Here is a 21,702-nt window from a genome sequence, read left to right on the forward strand (position 1 = left end):
CTCACTTACCACCAAAATACATTTCTCGGAGTCGCTCGTCGCTTTTCACTTCGTCAACAGAGCCTTCGAGTTTTATTTGACCTTGCGATACGATGTAGACTCTGTCGCTCATTGGGAGCGAGAGCTTCGCGTTCTGTTCCACAATCAACATGGTGAGACCCGTATCCTTCACGTAGTTTTTCAGAGTCTCGAATATTCTCTTCACAATAACAGGAGCCAGTCCCATGGAAGGTTCGTCTATCATCATGATCAGTGGATCGGAAACGATGGCCCTTCCAATTGCGAGCATCTGTTGCTCTCCACCGGAAAGCGTGCCGGCCATCTGATTTTTCCGGGACTTCAGTTCCCAGAAAAGCTCATAAACTTTCTCGATGTTTGGGCGAGCCTTTGCGAGTCCAATTCTAGTAGCAGCAACTTCAAGGTTTTCTTGTACGGAGAGTTCTGCGAATACCTGCCTTCCTTCTGGAACGTGTATTACCCCCAACCTGGTGATTTTGTGGGGCGGCAGATGTTGAATCTCATCTCCGTTCAGAAGGACTTTGCTTCCGGCTTCAGAAGATACGAGTCCCGAGATGCTCTTCAGAAGAGTCGTCTTTCCAGCTCCGTTTGGTCCAAGAACAGAGACGACCTCTCCCTTTTGGGCTTTTATAGAGACTTTTCTGAGAGCAGGAACCTCATTATACGAGACTGAAAGATCTATGGTTTCAAGCAAGGCCATAATCAATCCTCCCCCAGGTAGGCTTTAAGGACAAGTGGATCCTTTTCGATTTCGTCGAACTTCCCCTCCGCAATAACCTGACCGAAGTTGAGAACATAGACCCAGTCGGCAACTGCCTTGATAAAGTCCATCGTGTGTTCTACCAGTAGAATCGTTATTCCTCTTTCCTTAAGAATAATCATCAAGTCCATGATCACCTTGAATTCATCTCTAGTCATACCCGCTGCCGGTTCGTCGAGGAAAATCAACTGAGGTTCAAGGGCTAGTGCTCTTGCTATTTCTAGACAGCGTCTCAATCCGTATGCCATGCCGGTAGGAGAGTCATATGCTCTCTCCTCAAGTCCAACAAGCCTCAAGAGCTCGAGAGCCTTCTCTTTGTTCTCACTTTCCTCTCTTCTAAACTTCGGGGTTCCCAAAACGACGCTCAATGGGCCTGACTTGTAAAACGACTTTCGAGCAACCAGAACGTTCTCTATAACTGATAGGTTCTCGAAGAGCCGGATTTTCTGGAATGTGCGCGCAATACCTAATCTACTTATCCTGTTTATGTCCATTTGAGAGATATCCTGATCTTTGTAATACACTTTTCCGCTTGTAATCGGGTGTACTCCTGTTACCACATTTATGAACGTCGTCTTTCCGGAGCCATTCGGACCGATAAGAGCTGTGATATTTCCCTGAGAAATTCCTACCGAAAGTTCATTGTTTGCCACAACTCCGCCAAATCTCTTTGTCAACTTTTCCGTTCTTAGTATGTCCATCTTCAGCCCACCTTACAATGTCTTTGTGTTGCTTCTCTTAAGTTTGAAGACCTTTCTGAAGAGATTCTCAAGTATCGGCCCGAGCCCCATGGGTACGAATATTATGATAACGATAACGATCAGTGAGGTCACCATTAAGTAGTAGTTCTCCCAGCCGCCGAATCTGAGGAATTCCGGCAAAAGAGTGAGCCCGATTCCGCCGACAACTCCTCCGCTCATGTGTCTAAGACCACCAACAACGGCCATCGCAACGAAATTCGATGACTCAAAAAACGTGAATGGTTCGGGCGAAAGAAATCCTGCTAGGTGAGCGTAAAGCGCTCCTGCAAGCCCTGCCAAGCCTGCCGAAAAACCGAAAGCGGCGATCTTTAACTTCTTTGTAGATATTCCGCAGGTCTCAGTGGCCACATCATCGTCATTCATAGCAAGCATCGCTCTGCCGAAGTGAGAGTGCTTGATGCGGTACATAATGAAGACTGACACGAGCAGTATCCCTCCAAAAAGCCAGAACACCTGACCGTAGGAAAGCATGTTATTTCCCACTGAATAGAATGGGATTCCGAAGAAACCATATGGCCCCCCGGTTATCGGTGTGAGATTTATCACGAGCATCCAGACTATTTGCCCGAAGGCGATTGTTACTAGAGATAAGAAGAAGGCCTTTAGTTTGAACGAGGGGATACTCAGCAGGAAGCCCGCAACAACGCTCAGAACTACTCCCGCAATAACCCCAATCGGAATTGGTAGTCCCAGCCGCACAGTGAAGTATGCCGAAGTGTATGCTCCAATTGCGTAAAAACCCGCCTGCCCGAGCGATATCTGCCCGGCAAAACCTGTAAGGAAGACCAACCCTGTTGCAAGGATGGCGTGTATCAAGGCCCTGTTCATTAGGTAAAGGTGATACATGTTATTCGTGAAAAGTGGGAATAGTATTATTAGTAGTATCGCTCCTACAATCAATATCAGCTTCTTCATCTCGCACCCCCTATATCTTCTTGCTCTTCCAGTTGAATATTCCGGAAGGCTTGAGTATTAGAACGGCGACAAGAACCGAGAAGGATATGATGTCTCTGTATGTAGAAGAGATGTAGAGGGTGGAGAAGTTCTCCAGCAATCCAAGAGATATTCCGCCCAGTATCGTCCCGTACGGATTGGTCAATCCGCCGAGAACGGCAGATGCGAACCCTTTGACACCAATTGACCCACCACCAAGTTCTAATGACACGAAGTATATCGGGGCAAGAAGTATACCTGCAATTCCCACCACACACGTGGCCAGCATAAAAGAAAGAGAGGTCGTTACCTTCACATCTATTCCCATAAGAGCCGCGGCTTCCCTATTCTGTGCGGCAGCTCGGAATGATTTTCCTATGAGCGTCTTGTTCAGTAAGAAGTAAATGAATACCATAAGGATTCCGATTACCAAATAGATATTGAGATAGAGAGTAGGAATTCTTATTCCGCCTAAAGAAACGAAGTCTTGGCTTCCCCCAAATACCGGTGGAAATGGCTTGGGCAAAGCCCCATAAGTGACGATTATCAGATTGAGCCAGAAGGTACACAGCATCAATGTTGCAACGACAAATTCAAGCCTACCTCCACCTCTCTTCCTTATCGGCTCATATATGAACGTCCTGAGTCCAAGACCATACAAGGCAATTATCGCCACAGAAAAGACGAAAGAGAGGAAGAACCCCAAATTCGCCAGTGTATAGAAAGTATAGAACAGATACGCCGCTAACATAGCTGATGAAATGTTAGCGAAGTTTATTCTTGAGATCGTCAGCCACAGGAAAACAACTCCGAGCCCTACAAGTCCATACGTAGCACCGATTGAAGCCCCTGAAACAATGATTTGGAGAATGTCTTGAAGCATTATTCACACTCCTTGTCTTGATAAGTGAAGCGGGAGGCAGGCTGAGCACGCCGCCTCCCGCAAAGAGGCTCAGTACAGCTTGTTGATAATCTGCCAGTCCTTTCCATCAAACTGGGAGATTAGACAGACGTTGGTGAAGTTATGGTGTTCATCGCACTTCAGTTCTCCCTGAACACCAACGATATTTGCTTCATTGGCCAGGTACTGTGCGAGCTTAGTGCCGTCGGTTCCAACATTTCTCAGGGCATCCGCTAGAAGATACATTCCATCGTAATACGCCTGACCGGGATCGCTCGGTTCCTTTCCGTCCCATCTTGCTTTGTAAGCTTCAACAAAAGCCTGGACCGCGGGATCTGGATCGATCGGGTTAAAACCCTGAACAGAATAGACGCCAATTGCGGCTTCTGGAGCGAGATCTGTAAATGCCGGAACGCCCCATGCAGAGAAACCGATGATCGGCACATCAATCTGCAACTGCCTTAGCTGGTTGACAGTAACGGCGGCCTCGGATTCGTGAGTAAGTCCAATCAAACCGTCGAAGCCTGCGTTTTTGAGCTTCAACAGCTGACCAGTCGCATCCTTGTCACCTTCCTTGATCTGTTCCATTGCCACAATCTCTATTCCGTACTTGGGAAACTCTTCTTTTGCAACGTCAAGCCCTGCAAGACAGTAATCAGTAGATCCGTAGACGATTCCGGGTTTTTCAATCCCAAGAACCTCAACCGCGTATTTCACAAGCTGAATAACCTTTACTTTGTCGTCAGCTCTGAGTCTGAAAAGAAAATCGTTGGGAATAACTGAGTACCTGAACGAAGGAGAAGTAGCACCGACTAGCATCGGAACCTTGGCCTGCTGAGCCAACGGGTGAACTCCAATAACCGCACTGCTCATGTTAGGTCCAAAAACTGCCACTACGTTGTCCTGAAATAATGCCCTTCTAATAACACTGGAAGCCGTGCTAGGATTGGCAGCATCGTCGTATACAATCATTTCAAGCATATCTCCATTAATTCCACCGCCAGCGTTGATCTCTTCCAGTGCTAACTGAGCACCCATCTTGATGTAGTCGCCCAAAATCGAACCGAGACCGGTAAACGGTGCAACCAATGCGACCTTGATTGTTGCTCCAAATGCCGCAACCCCGATTAACAAGACAATCGCGACTACGAGTACCTTGCTTAACTTCATCCAAACACCTCCATATTTGGGGCCTTCTAGAGCAAGCCCCGTTCTTTGGGAAGAAAGATTAACACGAAATGAACGCGATGCATTATACATCATGCAAAGTGTATCATTATTTTCTTGAATGGTTTTAATGTCTTCAGAGCCGATCACGATCGAATAATTCAAAATAGGCTTGATTATCAAGCTATAGTTGGACTGATTGCAGTCGGAGGTTGTTTTCTGAAATGGTTTCAGTTCAATATCAGGAGCAGATCAGATGAACGCTTGCCTTACAACGCGGTTCTTTCGCGCTGACGCACAGCCATTCATGAAAGGATCATGAGTTGCTGCTGGTAATCCGCTTTCTTGCTAACGATTGGTTTATAATAGTTTTTAGAGCATATTTTGTGTAGGGGCTCTTTCTGGGGGTGTTGTCTGTGAGAGTGTTCTTTCTGATGATTCTTTCTTTGGTCCTGGTTTCAACTATGATAGCTGTGGAGATCGATCTGGGGATGAGTGTGGATGTTACTCAATCTGATCAAAACAGCCTTAGCTGTGCCAGGCTTTCGCTTCTCGGCAGTATCGGGCCAATCTCTCTGGATATTCCTGTCGCTCAAGTATGGCCTTCAGAAAGAAGAATTGAATTCTCGGATCCGTTCTTGAGTTATGTTGGTCTTAATCTGAAGCTTCCCATTACCGTTCTATACATAAAAGCCGGTTTTGGGGTTCAGGTAAGGGGAGTGATTGACGTACTTGGAGCAAAAATCGAAGGCTGGGATCTTCCGGCCGGAGTTACGGTCGGCTTAGGCGTTTCCGATTCCGGTCTTTTTCTTGAGGGCGGTTTGAATCTCGATTTCACGCCGTCACTCGAAAATACTGAATTCTGTCCTTACATTGCGGCGGGATTGGTTTTTTAGTTAATTGATCTTGAGTAATCTGGAGAATTCTTCTTTAACATTTTCAAACGCATCGCCAGTGAGCCATCTCTGCCAGCCGTATTTTCTGTAAATGTCTCTGACTTGAAAAATGTAGTTCATCGGATCTATGTGTACTTCTTCGACCCTTCTTGAAAGCTCGAAGGCAACCCTTGCTGCGTTCATCGGGAGAACCGGACCAACGAAGACGCCAACATTGATGTCGTTGGCAATAAGCATGTCGATTGTCGCTAGCCTTTCTTCAAAGGAAGATGAACCTGGTTCAAGGATCTTTCTGACATCGTTTATGTCCGTAGTGACCGTTATCAAAACCCTTGCCTCTCCTTCGGAGGCTTTCAGCAGGTCAATATCCCTTCTAATCAAAACGGATTTTGACATCAAGAACACAGGAATTCGGTGAGAGATGAGTATTCTCAGAATTTCACGGGTGATCGCATACTTCTCTTCAATATGCTGATATGGATCACAGGCCGTACTGAGAAACACGGCGCGCTTGGGATGGTGAGTGATCTCTTTCCTCAGAAGAGAGACAATATTCTTACGAACCTGAACGTCTCTGCCCCATCTGCCGCGGCTGTACTTGAAAGGGCCGATAAACCTTGCAAAACAGTACTTGCAGCCGATTGTGCATCCAACATAAGGATTGACCGTGAAATCCGTCAAAGGGATGCCTGATTTTGTAAGGGCTTTGCTTGCTCTTATCTCTTCAATCATATACAGATAGATTCTACAGTGTTTCTCTTCACGAATGCGTTTTTGAAAGTGCATATGCGTCACTTCATCTATTCTGTAATGATATAATTAACCAAAATAGGAGGTGTTACTGTGTTGAGGGTTATCAGTACTGACAAGGCGCCAGCAGCTGTTGGACCATATTCTCAGGCGATAGCGGCGGGCGGTTTCCTCTTTGTTTCTGGACAGATCCCCCTCAACCCGTTGACCGGTGAACTGGTGACGGATTTCGAAGGAGCATGCAGACAGTCACTGGAGAATTTATTCGCGGTTATCGCCGCCGGCGGGTCGAGTCTGGACAATATCGTGAAAGTGAACATCTATGTTAGAGATATGGGGAAATTCTCGATACTAAACGAAATCTACATGACGTATTTCAAGGAACACAAGCCCGCGAGAGCTGTCGTTGAAGTCTCTAACTTGCCCAAGAATGCGCTGGTAGAAATGGAAGCCGTGGCGATAATACCGTAATCAGGAGGATATCATGGGTATTTCTATAAAGCTGCCCGATGGCACAATCAAGGAGTACGGGCAAAGCGTAACACCATCAGAACTGGCAAGTGACATTTCCGAGGGCCTTGCCAGACGAACCTTCGGTGCTGTTGTCAATGATGAGTTCTGGGATGCGGACAGGCCAATTGAACGGGATGCTTCTGTGAGACTGATTCTCGACAAAGATCCTGAATCGGCTGTCTTCTTTAGGCACACGATGTCTCATATTTTGGCACAGGCTGTCATGAGGATCTATGGCAAGGATCAAGTCAAGCTGGCCATAGGGCCTACAATTGAGAATGGATTTTACTACGACATAGATCTGGGAGATATTAGAATAACTGAAGAGGATTTGCCGAAGATCGAATCCGAGATGGAGAAGATAATCAAGGAAGATCTCACGGTGGAGAGGTTCGAGCTGCCTGTGAGCGATGCAATAGCTCTGATGAAAAAGGAGGGCCAGCCTTACAAGGTAGAGCTAATAGAGGATCTTGTAAAGGATACTGGTACTGACAGCGTCACATTCTACAAGCAGGGAGAATTTGTCGATCTTTGCAGGGGACCTCACGTTTCTTCGACGGGCAAGGTTAAGTATTTCAAGCTCACATCTGTATCCGGGGCCTACTGGAGAGGCGATGAGAACAACAAGATGCTTCAGAGGGTTTATGGTACTGCCTTCGCCAAGAAGAGCGATCTCGAAGCTTATCTGAAGATGATAGAAGAAGCGAAGAAGAGGGACCATAGAAAGCTTGGTCCTGCTCTAGGTCTGTTTACAATCAATTACGAATACGCTCCTGGGATGCCGGTTTTCCTTCCGAAAGGTACGGAAGTGTTGAACCAACTCCTTCAGTTCTCCAGAGAGAAGCACATAGAGGACGGTTACAGGGAAGTGAGTACGCCACAGGTCATGTCGGATACCCTGTGGAGAACATCAGGGCACTGGGATCATTACAGGGACAACATGTACTTCACGGAGAAAGAGGACCAGCAGTTTGCGGTAAAGCCAATGAATTGTCCCGGTCATATCATAGTCTACAAGTCCTCGTCTGTGAGCTACAGGGATCTTCCGATGAAGCTCTTCGAGTTTGGGAAGGTCCACAGATACGAACGTTCAGGTGTTCTGCATGGGCTATTCAGGGTAAGAGGCTTCGTTCAGGACGATGCTCACATATTCTGTACCAGAGAACAGATACAGCAGGAGATCATGGGCGTGATCGACTTCGTAGAGAAGATATACTCGCCTTTCAATTTCGAGTACAGGGCGGAGCTTTCGACGAGGCCTGAAGATTACATGGGCGAAGTGGAGCTCTGGGATATTGCTACAAAGGCACTTGAAGATTCTCTGAAGGCAAAGAATATGGAGTTCAAGGTCAATGAAGGTGATGGGGCGTTTTACGGTCCTAAGATCGATTACCATATAAAGGATTCGTTAGGAAGGGAATGGCAGTGCGCAACTATTCAGCTCGATTTCATGATGCCCGAGCGCTTCGGAATCAAGTATGTGGGCTCCGACAACGAGGAATACCAGCCAGTTATGATTCACAGAGCCATCTACGGCTCAGTTGAGAGATTCATGGGAATACTTATCGAGCACTTCGCAGGAGCCTTCCCAACGTGGTTTGCTCCGACCCAGGTTGCAGTCATTCCCATAGCCGACAGACACATCGAATACGCCGAGTCAGTCGCTTCTGAACTGAAGAACAAGGGGTTCAGAGTCGAGGTTGATGACAGGCAGAAATCCACAAACTACAAGATACGGGATGCTCAGATGCAAAAAGTGCCCTATATGTTGATAGTCGGTGATAGAGAAAGAGAGCGCGGCACCGTATCTGTAAGACTGCGTAGTGAAAAAGATCTTGGATCCATTGAACTTGACAAGTTTATCGAGAAGCTCTCTGAAGAGATCAAGACTAGAAGGGCCACGAGTGTTTTTGAATGATAGAGAGACCCCTGCAATGCGGGGGTCTTGTTTTCCTATCCGAGAACTCCTCGAAAGGAGGCGATTGGCACGAATATCATTGATATTATTCCGGTAGCGCGGGGTGACAAGCCGGCCGACGTTCTGCTGAAGAACTGCAAAGTGGTCAATGTTTTCAGTGGCGAGGTGGAAGAGGCAAATCTTGCTCTCTTCAGGAAGAGAATAGCCGGAATTGGCGATTACGAAGAAGGTGTTGAAGTTATAGATCTTGAAGGCTCATTCGTAGTGCCCGGCCTTATTGATGCGCATCTTCACATAGAATCGTCGATGGTGTCACCGGTTGAGTTTTCAAAGACGATTCTAGCAAGAGGGACAACGACCGCAATAGCAGACCCTCACGAAATTGCAAACGTAATGGGGCTCACCGGTATAGAGTACATGATAAGATCTACGGAAGGCGTTCCTGTCAATCTGTATATCATGATTCCTTCGGCCGTCCCTGCTTCGACAATGGAGACCTCCGGCGCAACGATCAGTGTAATGGATATGATAGGCTTTGTGGAGAAGTTTCAAAACAGAGTTCTCGGGCTGGGAGAGGTGATGAATTTCCCCGATATCATAAACGGTGATCGTGATTCAATAGCGAAAATCGAATTGATCCGTCACAAATACAAGAAGATAGATGGACATATCCCTGGAGTTCTTGGCAAACCGCTCAATGCTTACATTTGCGCCTTTGTGCGATCGGAGCATGAATGCACATATGTTGAGGAGGCGCGTGAGAAGCTTTCAAGAGGAATGCAGATTCTCATGAGAGAGGGCAGTGTTGAGAGAAACCTCGTTCCGCTTCTTCCACTAATAAATGACAAGACCTATCCGTTCGTCTCTTTCTGTACCGATGACAAGCACCCCGACGACATCATCAGAGAAGGTCATATCGATCACAATATTAGAAAGGCCATAAAACACGGGATAGATCCGATAATCGCAATAAGGGCGGCGACCATCAATACGGCTAGACATTACAATCTTAGATCGATGGGTGCCATCGCGCCCGGATACAAGGCGGACCTAGTAGTGGTCGATGACCTCAAGTCCTTCAACCCCAGAATGGTTTTCAAAGACTCCAGGGTGGTTGCAAGAGATGGAAAATTGGTTGCTGACGTGATATCCAGAAGCTTTCCGCAGGAAAAAACGAATACATTCAAGTGCCAGAGAATCAATGAGAGCGACCTGGCTGTCCGAGCCAGAAGTAAATTCATTAGGGTGATAGAGCTTCTTGGGAGCGAGGTTCTTACGGGAGGCTCCATCGTGGAGGCGAAGTTAGAGGGAGGAAACGCAGTCAGCGATACTTCTCGAGACGTTTTGAAGCTCGCCGCTATTTGCAGATATTGTGAAGGGAAATCCATGTCGGTAGCTTTTGCGAAGGGATCTGGGTTGAAGAAGGGGGCAGTGGCAACATCTGTCGGTCATGATTCTCACAATCTGGGAGTTTTGGGGGTTAGTGATTCAGACATGGTTTTTGCCGCCAATAGAGTGATTGACATGGGTGGAGGTCTTGTTGCAGTAGTAGATGGAAAGATAATATCTGAACTGCCTCTGAAGATCGCTGGACTGATGTCGGATCTGACAAGCAGGGAAGTGGCTGAGAGACTGGTGGAGTTGAAGGAAGCGACAAAATCAATGGGAAGCATTCTTCCTGACCTTTTCATGACGCTCTCTTTTGTTCAGCTTTCAGTTATTCCCAAGTTGAAGCTAACGAATCTCGGTCTCGTCGATGTAGAGAAGAACGATTTCGTACCGCTTTTCGTTGAGGAGGATGAAGATGTCTGATTCACAAGAGAGAGTTGTTGGCAGAAGAATCAAGAGGGTAGATGCCCTGGAGAAGGTCGATGGCCGGGCTAAATTCGCTGCCGACGTTTCTTTTGACAGACAGGTTTACTGTGCTCTGGTTATTGCGAAGAAAGCACACGGTATTCTCAAATCGATTGACGCTTCAGCAGCCATAAGGCTCCCCGGTGTGGAAGGTGTCTTCACCTGGAAGGATATTCCCGGTGAGAATCAGCTAGGCGATGTGGTGAGGGATATGCCATGTTTGGTCAGGGAAGGGGAAAAGGTCAGGTTCTACGGTGATGTTATTGCTGTGGTTGCCGCACAAAGCAAGAGAATTGCCGAAGAAGCCGCGGATCTAGTCAAAGTTGAGATTCAGGAATTGGAGCCGGTTTTGACAATAGAAGACGCTTTGAAGAATGAGATTCTGGTCCATGAGGATACGAACGTTGGTGTGTCAAAGAGGATAAGAAAGGGCAATGCCTCGAAATATATCGAGAACTCAGAACTCGTTTTTGAAGGGGAATTCTATGCCCATTATCAAGAGCAGGCTTATATGGAGCCTCAGGGAGTAATTGCGGTTCCGGATATCGACTACGGATTCACTGTATACGGATCGATGCAGTGCCCTTACTATGTGCAGGGGGCAGTGTCACACGTTCTCGGTGTCCCGATGAGCAGGGTCAGAGTAATTCAGACCGAGACGGGCGGAGCGTTTGGAGGTAAGGAAGACGTTCCGTCTTACGTTGCTTCTTATGCGGCCGTAGCAGCATACAATTTAAAAAGACCTGCGAAGCTCATTTATTCAAGAGAGATCGATATTCAGACCACTTCTAAGCGCCATCCAGTTAAGTCTTATTATAAAGTTGCGCTTGAAGGAAAGAAAATCAAGGCGATGCAGATTAAGGCTTATATGGATATGGGAGCTTATGCCACGCTCACACCAATCGTCATGTTTAGGACGCTTGTGCATGCGGCGGGAGCTTACGAAATTGATAATGTGGACGTCGATGTTTGCGCCGTCTACACCAACAAGGTTCCACCCGGAGCTTTCAGGGGTTTTGGATCGCCACAGGTTCTCTTTGCAGTTGAAAGTATGGTTGATGATATAGCTTTTCAGATGGGGTTCGATCCCATGGAGTTCCGAGAAATCAACACGCTAAAGAGAGGATCGAGAACTTCTACAGATCATCTTCTGCTTAACAGTGTCGGAGCACCGGAGACTCTATCGAGAGTCAAGAAGGCTTCGAACTGGCAGAGACTTGTGGCGGAGACAGAGCGGTTCAACAAGGAAAACGATGATTTTAAGAGGGGTGTGGGAGTTTCTCACATCTTCTATGGAGTAAGTCTTGGCGCCGGTGGACAGGCTCTTGACAAGTCGGGTGCGCACGTTCTGATTAATAGAGACGGATCTGTAGAAGTAAGAATCGGTGGAACGGAAATGGGACAGGGCGCAAAAACAGTAATTGCGATAATGGCTGCCGAAGAGCTGGGTCAGAGTATAGAAAAAATCCTTGTCCATCAGCCGGACACGGCCTTTGTCCCTGACAGTGGACCGACAGTGGCCTCCAGGACTACTATCTATTCAGGGAACGCGGTAAGAAGCGCATGTATTGCATTGCGAGAGAAATTGGTTGGCGTATTCTGCGAAATAACGGGTGGCAGTCTCGCCGGTGTGAAGTTTGGAGGCGGCTCTGTTTATTATGAAGATGGAAAGAGAATGCGATTCGATGAAATAGTCGAAGAGGCCTACAAGAGAAATGTCAAGTTGTTTGAGACAGGTTGGTATGAGACTCCCAAATTGAGTTTTGACATGGAAAACGGGATAGGCGAGGCTTACGTTACCTACTCTTATGCGAGTCAGGTTGTACAGGTTGAAGTCGATTTAGCAACGGGCTCAATCAAAGTTTTGAAGGCTTTCACAGCTCATGACGTGGGAAAGTCCGTAAATCCCGAAGGAGTTATTGGTCAGATACAAGGTGGTTTTGCTCAGGGGATGGGGTACGCGATTTACGAGGATTTGAAGCAGAGAGATGGGAGGATCGTTTCAGATAATTTCAACACTTACATTATCCCAACGGTCCACGAAATCCCTCATGAGTTGGTCATTGATGTCGTTGAAGACCCCTTCCCAGAAGGGCCATATGGAGCCAAGGGGATAGGCGAGCCCTCACTTATGCCTGTTCCTGCAGCAGTTGCTAACGCTGTTTCTATGGCTATAGGAAGGCGAGTAAGGCAGGTACCGGTTACTCCTGAGTACGTGCTTCGACTAACTGAAAGTGATTTTTCTTCATAATACAGTAGTTAGTTAACAAGGAGGCTTATAATGGCTAAGTTTGTGCTTGGTCCAACGTTCGAAGAAATGCTGCATCCAGAGAAGATCGACAGAAAAACGAGAGAGATCGCCTGGAAGATGAGAAAGGAAGATCCTCTGGATCCGATCAACCTGTTTAACATCTCATGGAGAGACATTGAAAACAGGATCTACTACTTCGTACTTCCAAAAGAATTTACAGGAGTCGATGCAAATATTGTTGTCCTGTACGGAAAGGATTTCCCGACGGGCAGCCACAAGGTGGGAGCGACTTATTCGATTTTGATGGAAAAGGTTTTGAGAGGCGAAGTGGATCCAACTTATCACACCCTTGTCTGGCCGTCCACGGGGAACTATGGAATTGGCGGGGCTTGGGTAGGTTGCAGAATGAAATTCGATTCCGTGGTAATTCTGCCGGAAGAGATGTCCTCTGAGAGATTCGACATAATTAGAGAGTATGGTGCGAGAGTTATAGCAACCCCCGGTTGTGAGTCGAACGTGAAGGAGATTTACGACAAAGCAAAGGAATTGAAGGCAGCCAATCCAGAAAAAGTTCGTGTTCTCAATCAGTTTGAAGAGCTCGGAAATTACAGATTTCATTATTATGTGACAGGAAACACGATTCTGGAGATGATGGACGAGCTCAGGCTCGGTAACGGCAGAGTCTCCGCGGTCGTTGCAACCGTCGGTTCTGCCGGAACAATAGCTTGTGGAGACAGGATAAAAGAAGTGTATCCTGAGGTCAAAATCGTTGCCGGTGAGCCTGTGCAGTGTCCGACTCTTTCGCTCAATGGCTATGGCGGCCACGACATTCAGGGAATCGGAGACAAACACGTGACCTGGATTCACAATGTGATGAACAACGATGCCGTTGTCGCGCTTGACGACATCGAATGCAAGAAATTGCTCCAGGTTATGACCGATGGCGAGGGCAAGAGCTTCTTGAAGGAGTTTTTGAAGGAAGAAGATGTAGAGACAATGGCAGATATATTTGGTATCTCGGGAGTTGCGAATGTTGTCGGTGCGATAAAGATGGCGAAGCACTACAAAATGACTGACAAAGATAACATCGTGACCATTGCTACAGACAACATGGATCGTTATCATTCTGTGATGGCGAACATGACAAAGATTTACGGTAGCCTCACCAGGGATGAAGCAAAGCACAGGTTCGAATCGTTTGCCCTTGGAGCAAAGACGGACTGGATATTCGAAGGGACAATGGAGAACCGCATGAGATGGCACAATTTGAAGTATTATACCTGGGTTGAACAACAGGGGAAGACAGTTGACGAACTCAACAGCACAATGTCTCAAGATTTCTGGAAGGCTGAAAGTGGAAAGATTGGTGAGATCGACAGGCTCCTCCTAGACTACCGCGAAAAAACCAGATAGTCTAGAAGCGTAATTCTATGTTTTGTTTTTTGTAAGCTTTGTAGTACAATGAAAACATGGTGGTACTGACAAAGAGAAAACCGCCCCTGTCAAAGCTGCGCGGTTTTCTCTTTGTTGGTCTGAGCAGTTGCTTTGGCTTAAGTTCCTAACTCAATTCTGGAGGTGGTTCTTTTGAGAAAGCTTCTTCTTCTGTCAATTGTGCTGATCTTCTCACTCGCACTTTCTGCAACAACAATCCAGTTCTGGCATGCAATGGGTGGCTGGAGAATTGACTTTCTGCAGTCTCAGGCAGATGCATTTATGGAATTGCACCCTGACATCAAGGTTGAAGTGCAGTACACCGGAAGCTACAGAGACACTCTGAACAAGATGATCGCCGGTGTTCAGGCAGGAACGGCTCCTCATGTAGTTCAGGTCTTCGAAATTGGTACTCAGATGATGATTGATGGAGAGGTCGCAATTCCAATCGAAGAGATGATGGAGGCCGATCCGTCCTTTGACATCGGGAAGTTCATGCCTCAGGTGCTGAACTATTACAGAGTGAACGGCAAGCTTTATTCTATGCCCTTCAACTCTTCTAATGCCATCGTATTTTATAACAAAACGCTTTTTGAGAAAGCAGGCTTGAATCCCAACGATCCACCAACGACTTTCGAGAGCTTCATCGATGTGGCGCGAAAGCTCACTGTGAAGGATGCCTCGGGGAATGTTGAGCAGGCAGGCTTTACTGTATCTTTGAATTCCTGGTTCTTTGAACAGCTTATGGCAGCTCAAGATGCTCCGCTTATCAATCAGAACAATGGTAGAACGGGGAGACCTACTGCAGCTGTGTTTAACACGCCAGAGGGTCTTGCGATTTTTGAATGGTGGAATGCCATGTCCCAAGAAGGCACCATGATTAACACGAAATTTGAGGATTGGACCGCAGCAAGAAACCTGTTCATTTCTCAGAAAGCCGCAATGCTCATGACTTCAACTTCAGATGTAGCTCTTATGATGGAATCTGCAGAGGCAAACGGATTTGAACTTGGCAGTGTTTTCTTGCCTAGACCGGCAGACTCAAAGGCCGGAGGAGCGATTATCGGCGGAGGAAGTCTGTGGTTGATTGATGGCCATCCTGAAGCAGAAACAAGGGCAGCATGGGAATTCATAAAATTCATGGCCGGAACAGAGCAGCAGATTGAGTGGCACAAGGCGACCGGCTACTTCCCAGTCAGGAAAGACTCGGTTGAAAAGCTTGTTGCAAGTGGTTACTACGGTGATTATCCCGATCACCTAACGGCGTTACTGCAGCTGCTGCTTTCTGTGCAAAGCTACAATACAAACGGTGCAATAACTGGCGCTTTTCCTGAGATCAGGACGGTTGTGACCACTGCCATCGAGAAGATGATTGCAGGGGAAATGACACCTGCACAGGCGCTAAAATATGCCGAGGACGGTGCAACAAAGGCAATTCGCGATTATAACGAAGCTAACTACTGATACTTTTCTTTAGTTGGAGCGGGCTGGCTGCCCGCTCCGCTTAATGCTGGAGGTGTAGAATGCGAAAGTGGTTACCATACCTTCTGCTGGTACCTACCTTTCTAGTTATTGTTTTATTCATTTATTATCCTGCAGTAGAAGCATTCAGGATGAGTCTCTACAGAGTCTCCACCTTTGGCAACAAAACGACATTTGTGGGAATTCAGAATTACATAAACCTTTTCAACAATGAGCAGTATCTCTCCTCAGTGAAACTAACGGTGGTCTATGTTGGGCTTTCTGTAACACTATCTGTATTCCTCGGCTTCATAATTGCTATGCTCCTTACTCAAAACGTCCCGGGGACGAAGCTTTACAGAACCTTTCTCTTTGCGCCTTATGCTGTTTCTCCGGCGATTGCCGGCACACTGTGGACCTTCCTTCTCAACCCGGTTGTTGGTCATGTCAACTATGTGTTCATGAAGCTTTTCGGAGTTCAGGTCGAATGGTTGACTTCGAAACCGTATGCATTCTATGCCTTGCTCTTCGCCACTGTCTGGAAGATACTGCCTTTCAATATGATATTCTATATCGCGAGTATTCAAAACGTCTCGGGAGACCTTCTCGAAGCTGCAACTCTTGATGGGGCAGGGGTGATGAAAAAAACCTGGAGAATCATCTTCCCCATGGTTTCTCCGATAACTTTCTATCTGGTAATTATGAATATTGTTAGTACGATGTTTTCCTCATTTGCAATAGTAGACGTGATGACAAGAGGAGGTCCTGCAGGGTACACGACAAACATGATTTATAGACTATATCTGGATGCCTTCACTTTCCAGAAAAGAGGACCTGCCTCGGCTCAGAGCGTGATAATGTTCATGATAATGGTAGTTGTTACTATCATCTACTTTGCCGTTGCAGAAAGGCGAGTTCACTACCAATGAGGTGCGGCTATGAAGAAGTCTACTAGGAAACTACTGAATACAGTGATTATTGAAGTCGTGCTGATTTCGGTCTCTTTCATTTTCATCATGCCGGTGATCTTGGCTATTACAATGAGCCTTCAGCCGCCTCAAAGTGTCTTTTCCTTTCCTCCGAAGTTTTTCCCGACTGCGTTTTATATCAAGAACTACTTCGATGCTTTCAAGACAGTTCCTTTTGCACGCCTTCTTCTGAACAGCGCAATCGTGTCAACAGCGATTACTCTTGGCAAGCTCGTAACGGGAACACTTGCGGGATACGCCTTTTCAAACTTTAGGTTCACCGGAAGAGGACTGGCCTTCGGTTTTCTGTTTGCAACGCTGTTCCTGCCGGCAGAGACGATAATGATAGTTCCTCTCTTCTCGCTTATGAACAGATTTGGATGGGTAAATACTTACTGGGCGCTGACTATCCCATTTATGGCCAGCGCAACAAACACTTTTCTGATGAGACAGCAGTTCATGACGATTCCCCTATCTCTGGAGGACGCTGCAAGAATCGATGGAGCCGGTCCTATCAAGTATTTCTTGAAGATTCTTCTGCCTCTTTCAAAATCGGTTATCGCAGGCTCGGCGATCATAAACTTTGTTTATTCTTGGAACATATATCTGTGGCCCCTAATAGTTACGATGGAAGATAAGATGAAGACTGTGCAAATTGGAGTGAAAATGCTTATCGATGCCGAATCTGCGAACAATTGGGGTATTATTATGGCCGGCACGATGGTTGCAGTGATTCCCACATTACTGGTCTTCTTCTTGCTGCAGAACCTCTTTGTGAAAAGCCTTGTCGGCACAGGCATAAAGGAATAAGTCGACCAGGAGCGCGCATAAGATAAGCAAGAAAAAACAGATAAAATTCCGTGTTATCAACTTCTTCAGGGAGAATAGAGAAACGATAGATCTCTTGACATCTTCTGCAGCAGAGCAAAACAGTGCTTATTGCAAAGCGACAAAGCGAGACCTCTCTTGGTTCTTCCGCTTTCAGGGTCTAGTCTTCTTTGGCGCTTTTTGCGCCAGTCAGATTCGATATCGAGTCGTTGAGTATGAGATACTTCGACGCAGCTATCTGCTGTATGGAATCTTTATATCCGTCCAGGCAACTGAAAGGAACTATCTCTATACCGCTCTTCCTGTCAATTGCTTTGCTGTTCTTAAGTATTCCATCGCTTGACATTATGAAGACCCTATTATCGTCTATGAATGATCCCTCGGGGACGTAATGGGTGAGAGCGGCGAACCCAAACGAGATGTTTAGTAGATCCCTTCCAAACAGAATCCCATTTCGTTCCACTATTCCCATAAGATTGAGAAGTGTCGGGAACAGATCAATCTGTCCTCCTACTGTTGAGCTAGTTACCTGGATTTCGGAACCGGGTATGTGAAAGATCAGAGGTATGTTCATAGCCTGTGTGAAATCGTATTCTGTTTTCAAGAGTTCGGTAAGTATGTCCTTGTTTTCCTTGTTGAACGGGTATAGACCCGCATGATCACCGTAAAGGACGATCACGGAATCCTCGTAGAGACCTGATTCTTTCAGCCCCTCAACGAAATGACCGAGCGCTTCATCCGCGTAATGAACGGACTGAATATAGTTACCAAAAAGCGTGTCTTCATGTTCGGGCAGCAAATTCAGTCCCCTCAGTTCTTCTGGCATATCGTATGGATTATGGCTTGTAAGCGTTACTATGAAGGCAAAGAACGGTTCCTCAAGAAGCCCTAGATGCTCCAGAGTTTGTCTGAAAAGAGAGGAATCACTAAGCCCAAATCCGATGATCTCGTCGCTTTCCATGTCTTCAAGGCTTACGAAATCCGAAAACCCTAATGAAGGGTAGATATTCTCTCTGTTCCAGAACCATCCGTTGTTTCCATGAAATGCAACTGTATGATATCCATTTGATTTCATTAGTGAAGGCAAAGCATAGAAGCTGTTGCTTTCTCTTGTCTGATAAACGGAAACCTCCCCAAGAGCGTGCATTGAGTTGAGCACAACAAACTCGCAGTCAGATGTATTGCCAGCACCTATTTGCTGATAGATCTCCTCGAAGTAAATCGAATCTCGTGAGACAATCTTATTTATATTAGGAGTTACTTCCTGTTCATTGTACTCAAAACCTACCAAGAAGTCCTGAAATGACTCTAGTTGGATCATGATGACGTTCCTATCCTTTGCAACGGAGAAGTATTTTCCCTTATCGGCCATCTTGTTGATATAGCCTTCGTAAGAGACCCTTTCATCAACTTCTATTCCTCTATCAACTCCTGGAATCGCTCTTACCAGGTCGAACACGTGATAGGCAAACACCCCATATCTGTTGAAGACAAAATAAGGCTGCAAAGCCTCTGACGAGAAAGGGATGAGCAGACTAATGAGCAGAATTATCGTCACAAGAGTATCTGGATACCCCGGTTTTCTTACTGTTCCTTCCGAGGCTCTCAAAGTCTTCTTCCTTAGATACAGTCCTGTTGGAATCAAGTCGAAAATGAAGATAAAGCTAATAGGATTAAGGACATACATAATGCTTTCTCTTACGGCTCCAACTTGGCCTACATGAATGAGCTCCTTAACTGAAGGTAGAAATCCGAAATACTGGAAGTATATGAAATCTACGAATAGTATACACGAGATTATGCAGTAGAGCAGGAAGAACTTTCCCCTGAAAACAATCCAGAAAAGCAGCATCAAGAACGACATCCATGCTAGTGTTCCAAGCAATATCGATGCTCTTGCAAGCTCTGCAGTATAACCGTAAAATATCAACGATTTTATTAGGATCAGGACGATCATAACGGTAATTGTTTTGGTTGTCCATTGATGAATCCTTTTCATGCGAATCGCATCCTAAACTCAGATTTTTGCGGGCAGTAGAATTATACTAATTTAGGCCGAAACGTTCAATGCGTAGTTGGTTGATGGCACAGAGTTGCATGATCCAAAAAGCAGGAGGATGATTATGGATGTGTGACGAATTACATTTCTTCGCAGATGGATTTGACTCGGAAAGCCCCTATTCTTCAGTGAAAGAGAATAGAGAACTCGAACTTGTCTTCGGGTTATATGATGGCAGGACAATTCTTGAGAAAATCTGTGGTCTAGATGAATCTAGTCCGCTTTTTACTGAGATTTTGCGGGCAGGAGAAGATTTTGACAGATTATCCTCAGTTCTTGGTGTGGAGGATCTTTCCTCTATCATCCTCAGCGCACATTCTAGGAGGGAAGTTGACTTCGCGTTTCGCTCAGAGGTTCTTGACGAGGGCAGGTATTATCTGGGTCATGCGGAAAGGAGCGATGAAAGTCTCGTTTCGGTAGTGTTCGAGGAGCTCGAGCACTACTTGGCAAGAAACAAGAACCGGGAACGCCTATTCGCTAACCTGGTCAGAATCTTGGAGAATTCTCCCGTTGCTCTTTGCTTTTACGACAGCAACTTTGACTCTGTATTTTTCAACAAGAGAGCGAAGGAAGCAGGTTTTGACATTTCCGCCTTATCGGTTTCGTCTGAAGGGAAGCCCTTCATTGAGTCAGTTGGATCGGAAGAGACCAAGAGATATTTCAGGAGCCTCATTGTCGACTTTCAGTGGGATGGTTCGCATACGGGCCGGGCAAAGTACTCGGTCGACATAACAGATAGCGAAAGAGCTAAGCTTAAGCTTAAGAAAAGCAGGAACAAGATCAAGAAGCTTCACGAAATAGCTCTGAAGCTTTCAAAAGCCGATAGTGAGGAAAGGGTGTATGACCTCATCGTGGAAGCTTCGCAGAAGATACTGGAGTTCGATGTATATAGTCTCGATATTGTGGAGGGGGATTTTCTGGTAGTAAAGAGAGTTACAAATTCCGTTCCCGATAAAGGGGATGATTGCTACAACAAGCACGAGGGAATTGCCGGAAGAACTCTGAGGGAAGGCAAGACACTTGTCTTCCCGGATATCTCAATAAGCATCGAGGCAAAACCTAAAAGCAGTGATTATCGCTCTGCTTTGAGCATTCCAATAGGCAACTTCGGTGTGTTTCAGACGATTTCTACCGAGCTTGACGCTTTTGATAGTGAAGACGTAGAGCTTGCAGAGATTTTGGCCGCTCATGGGGCCGAAGCCATCAATGGAATAAGGAACAGAGGAGAAATCACAAGACTCACTTACAATGATCCTCTAACGGGAGCACTCAGCAGGAATGGTCTGGAGAAGTTCACTTCTGTAGAGATTGAAAAATCAATCAGACACTCTGTGCCCTTGTCGCTAATGATGCTCGACATTGACGATTTCAAAGGGATAAACGACTCTTTCGGTCACGTTTATGGTGACTCGGTTCTCTCCTGGTTGGTAGAGTCGGTTAGAATGATTATCAGGAGTACCGATCAGGTTATTAGATGGGGAGGCGATGAGTTCTTGATTGTCTTGCCGGAAGTAACTCTGGAGGGAGCGGAATCTATGGCGGAGAGAATACTTGACCACTTGAAGAAGAGAACCATTGAAGAAAGGGCAGAAATAACCGTCAGCATTGGAATTACCAGCTTTCTGGGTGATGGGGATGATATTGACCGTATGATACACCGCGCCGATTCCGCATTGTATGAAGCCAAAAGTAAGGGTAAGAACCGCTTACACGTTTTCAGAGAGAGTCAGAGCTAAATAGAAGGGACTGTTCTCACGATCGAAAAGTTGCCATCGGGACCCTCTTCAAGGTAGACAGAAATCCTTATGTCCTTTATCCAGTTTCCCTCGCGAGAACCCAACGAATTCCACTTGCAGCTGTTGATATCGAGAGGCTTAATGGAAATCGATGCGGTTAGTATGGCTATACCGTTGGATTCCTCATGGACCTTCATATTCTCAATCAAGAATCCCGTCAGTCTCGACTCCGGAGGAAGCCCACGATCTTCGTATCGCTTCATGTATTCACGAAGAAGAGAACTGCCGGTTTCTCTTATGCTTGCCTCGCGAGCAAAGGAGCTTTCTACAGAAGAGTGAAACAGAGTGTCGCCGAAGAAAAGCACAGTACCTAAGAGAGCTGCCTGCAAAAGGATTATCAGATAGATCCATCTGTGATCTTCCACTAAAAATCATCTCCTCTGACTCCTGACAAAGATCTCTACGCGTAGATTATACCTCATTTGTCTGTCTTATCA

General features: G+C 46.3%; 18 protein-coding genes. 10 read left to right on the forward strand and 8 right to left on the reverse strand.

Features of this window, described 5'->3' with window-relative positions:
- Position 1 precedes the first annotated feature (1 nt).
- The 5 genes from B3K91_RS10525 to B3K91_RS10545 all read right to left on the reverse strand — a co-directional run bounded on the left by B3K91_RS10525 (position 2) and on the right by B3K91_RS10545 (position 4,543).
- Positions 2-718 carry an ABC transporter ATP-binding protein gene (locus tag B3K91_RS10525; protein WP_292595072.1) on the reverse strand — a complete coding sequence of 239 codons (717 nt, stop codon included), beginning with the start codon at positions 716-718 and terminating at the stop codon, positions 2-4.
- Positions 719-720: 2 nt separating this feature from the next.
- Positions 721-1,479, reverse strand: coding sequence for an ABC transporter ATP-binding protein (locus tag B3K91_RS10530; RefSeq protein WP_103135195.1), 759 nt, complete (start codon positions 1,477-1,479; stop codon positions 721-723).
- Between the two features lie 12 nt (positions 1,480-1,491).
- A complete protein-coding gene (locus tag B3K91_RS10535; protein WP_214079042.1) occupies positions 1,492-2,454 on the reverse strand; it encodes a branched-chain amino acid ABC transporter permease in 963 nt (320 codons plus the stop codon).
- A gap of 10 nt (positions 2,455-2,464) precedes the next feature.
- Positions 2,465-3,355, reverse strand: a complete 891-nt coding sequence (locus B3K91_RS10540; protein WP_292595077.1) for a branched-chain amino acid ABC transporter permease — start codon at positions 3,353-3,355, stop codon at positions 2,465-2,467.
- A gap of 69 nt (positions 3,356-3,424) precedes the next feature.
- Positions 3,425-4,543, reverse strand: a complete 1,119-nt coding sequence (locus B3K91_RS10545; protein ID WP_292595080.1) for an ABC transporter substrate-binding protein — start codon at positions 4,541-4,543, stop codon at positions 3,425-3,427.
- A gap of 413 nt (positions 4,544-4,956) precedes the next feature.
- On the opposite strand from B3K91_RS10545, the gene B3K91_RS10550 reads away from it, so the two are divergent.
- The gene (locus B3K91_RS10550; RefSeq protein WP_292595082.1) at positions 4,957-5,436 is read left to right on the forward strand and encodes a hypothetical protein; all 480 of its coding nucleotides are present in this window, start codon (positions 4,957-4,959) and stop codon (positions 5,434-5,436) included.
- Here the strand turns inward: B3K91_RS10550 and B3K91_RS10555 are convergent, their stop codons facing one another.
- The gene (locus tag B3K91_RS10555; protein WP_292595084.1) at positions 5,437-6,222 is read right to left on the reverse strand and encodes an SPL family radical SAM protein; all 786 of its coding nucleotides are present in this window, start codon (positions 6,220-6,222) and stop codon (positions 5,437-5,439) included.
- 57 nt (positions 6,223-6,279) lie between these two features.
- Here B3K91_RS10555 and B3K91_RS10560 point away from each other — a divergent pair, with 57 nt between their 5' ends.
- The 8 genes from B3K91_RS10560 to B3K91_RS10595 all read left to right on the forward strand — a co-directional run bounded on the left by B3K91_RS10560 (position 6,280) and on the right by B3K91_RS10595 (position 17,392).
- Entirely contained in the window at positions 6,280-6,657 is a 378-nt protein-coding gene (locus B3K91_RS10560; RefSeq protein ID WP_099829693.1) for a RidA family protein, read from the forward strand.
- 13 nt (positions 6,658-6,670) lie between these two features.
- Positions 6,671-8,617 (forward strand): threonine--tRNA ligase, encoded by a 1,947-nt coding sequence (gene thrS, locus B3K91_RS10565; RefSeq protein ID WP_292595088.1) that lies wholly within the window; start codon positions 6,671-6,673, stop codon positions 8,615-8,617.
- Between the two features lie 63 nt (positions 8,618-8,680).
- Positions 8,681-10,429, forward strand: a complete 1,749-nt coding sequence (gene ade / locus B3K91_RS10570) for an adenine deaminase (RefSeq protein ID WP_349682111.1) — start codon at positions 8,681-8,683, stop codon at positions 10,427-10,429.
- Complete coding sequence (locus tag B3K91_RS10575) at positions 10,422-12,722, forward strand: xanthine dehydrogenase family protein molybdopterin-binding subunit (RefSeq protein ID WP_292595094.1); 2,301 nt, start codon at positions 10,422-10,424, stop codon at positions 12,720-12,722. Before ade ends, B3K91_RS10575 begins: the two co-directional genes overlap by 8 nt.
- A gap of 30 nt (positions 12,723-12,752) precedes the next feature.
- Entirely contained in the window at positions 12,753-14,135 is a 1,383-nt protein-coding gene (locus B3K91_RS10580) for a PLP-dependent cysteine synthase family protein (RefSeq protein WP_292595095.1), read from the forward strand.
- 171 nt (positions 14,136-14,306) lie between these two features.
- Positions 14,307-15,617, forward strand: a complete 1,311-nt coding sequence (locus B3K91_RS10585; RefSeq protein ID WP_214061563.1) for an ABC transporter substrate-binding protein — start codon at positions 14,307-14,309, stop codon at positions 15,615-15,617.
- Positions 15,618-15,676: 59 nt separating this feature from the next.
- Entirely contained in the window at positions 15,677-16,543 is an 867-nt protein-coding gene (locus B3K91_RS10590) for a carbohydrate ABC transporter permease (protein ID WP_214061564.1), read from the forward strand.
- Between the two features lie 9 nt (positions 16,544-16,552).
- On the forward strand, positions 16,553-17,392 hold the full coding sequence (locus tag B3K91_RS10595) for a carbohydrate ABC transporter permease (RefSeq protein ID WP_103134404.1): 840 nt from the start codon (positions 16,553-16,555) through the stop codon (positions 17,390-17,392).
- A gap of 178 nt (positions 17,393-17,570) precedes the next feature.
- Here the strand turns inward: B3K91_RS10595 and B3K91_RS10600 are convergent, their stop codons facing one another.
- Entirely contained in the window at positions 17,571-19,409 is a 1,839-nt protein-coding gene (locus tag B3K91_RS10600) for an LTA synthase family protein (RefSeq protein ID WP_292595099.1), read from the reverse strand.
- 128 nt (positions 19,410-19,537) lie between these two features.
- On the opposite strand from B3K91_RS10600, the gene B3K91_RS10605 reads away from it, so the two are divergent.
- Positions 19,538-21,205, forward strand: a complete 1,668-nt coding sequence (locus B3K91_RS10605) for a sensor domain-containing diguanylate cyclase (RefSeq protein ID WP_292595102.1) — start codon at positions 19,538-19,540, stop codon at positions 21,203-21,205.
- On the opposite strand, the gene B3K91_RS10610 is transcribed toward B3K91_RS10605, so the two are convergent.
- Positions 21,202-21,630, reverse strand: coding sequence for a hypothetical protein (locus B3K91_RS10610; protein ID WP_103134401.1), 429 nt, complete (start codon positions 21,628-21,630; stop codon positions 21,202-21,204). The two genes, B3K91_RS10605 and B3K91_RS10610, sit on opposite strands and share 4 nt — an antisense overlap.
- Positions 21,631-21,702 lie beyond the last annotated feature (72 nt).

Source organism: Mesotoga sp. UBA5847 (genome assembly GCF_002432735.1).
In the GTDB taxonomy this organism is placed as follows: domain Bacteria; phylum Thermotogota; class Thermotogae; order Petrotogales; family Kosmotogaceae; genus Mesotoga.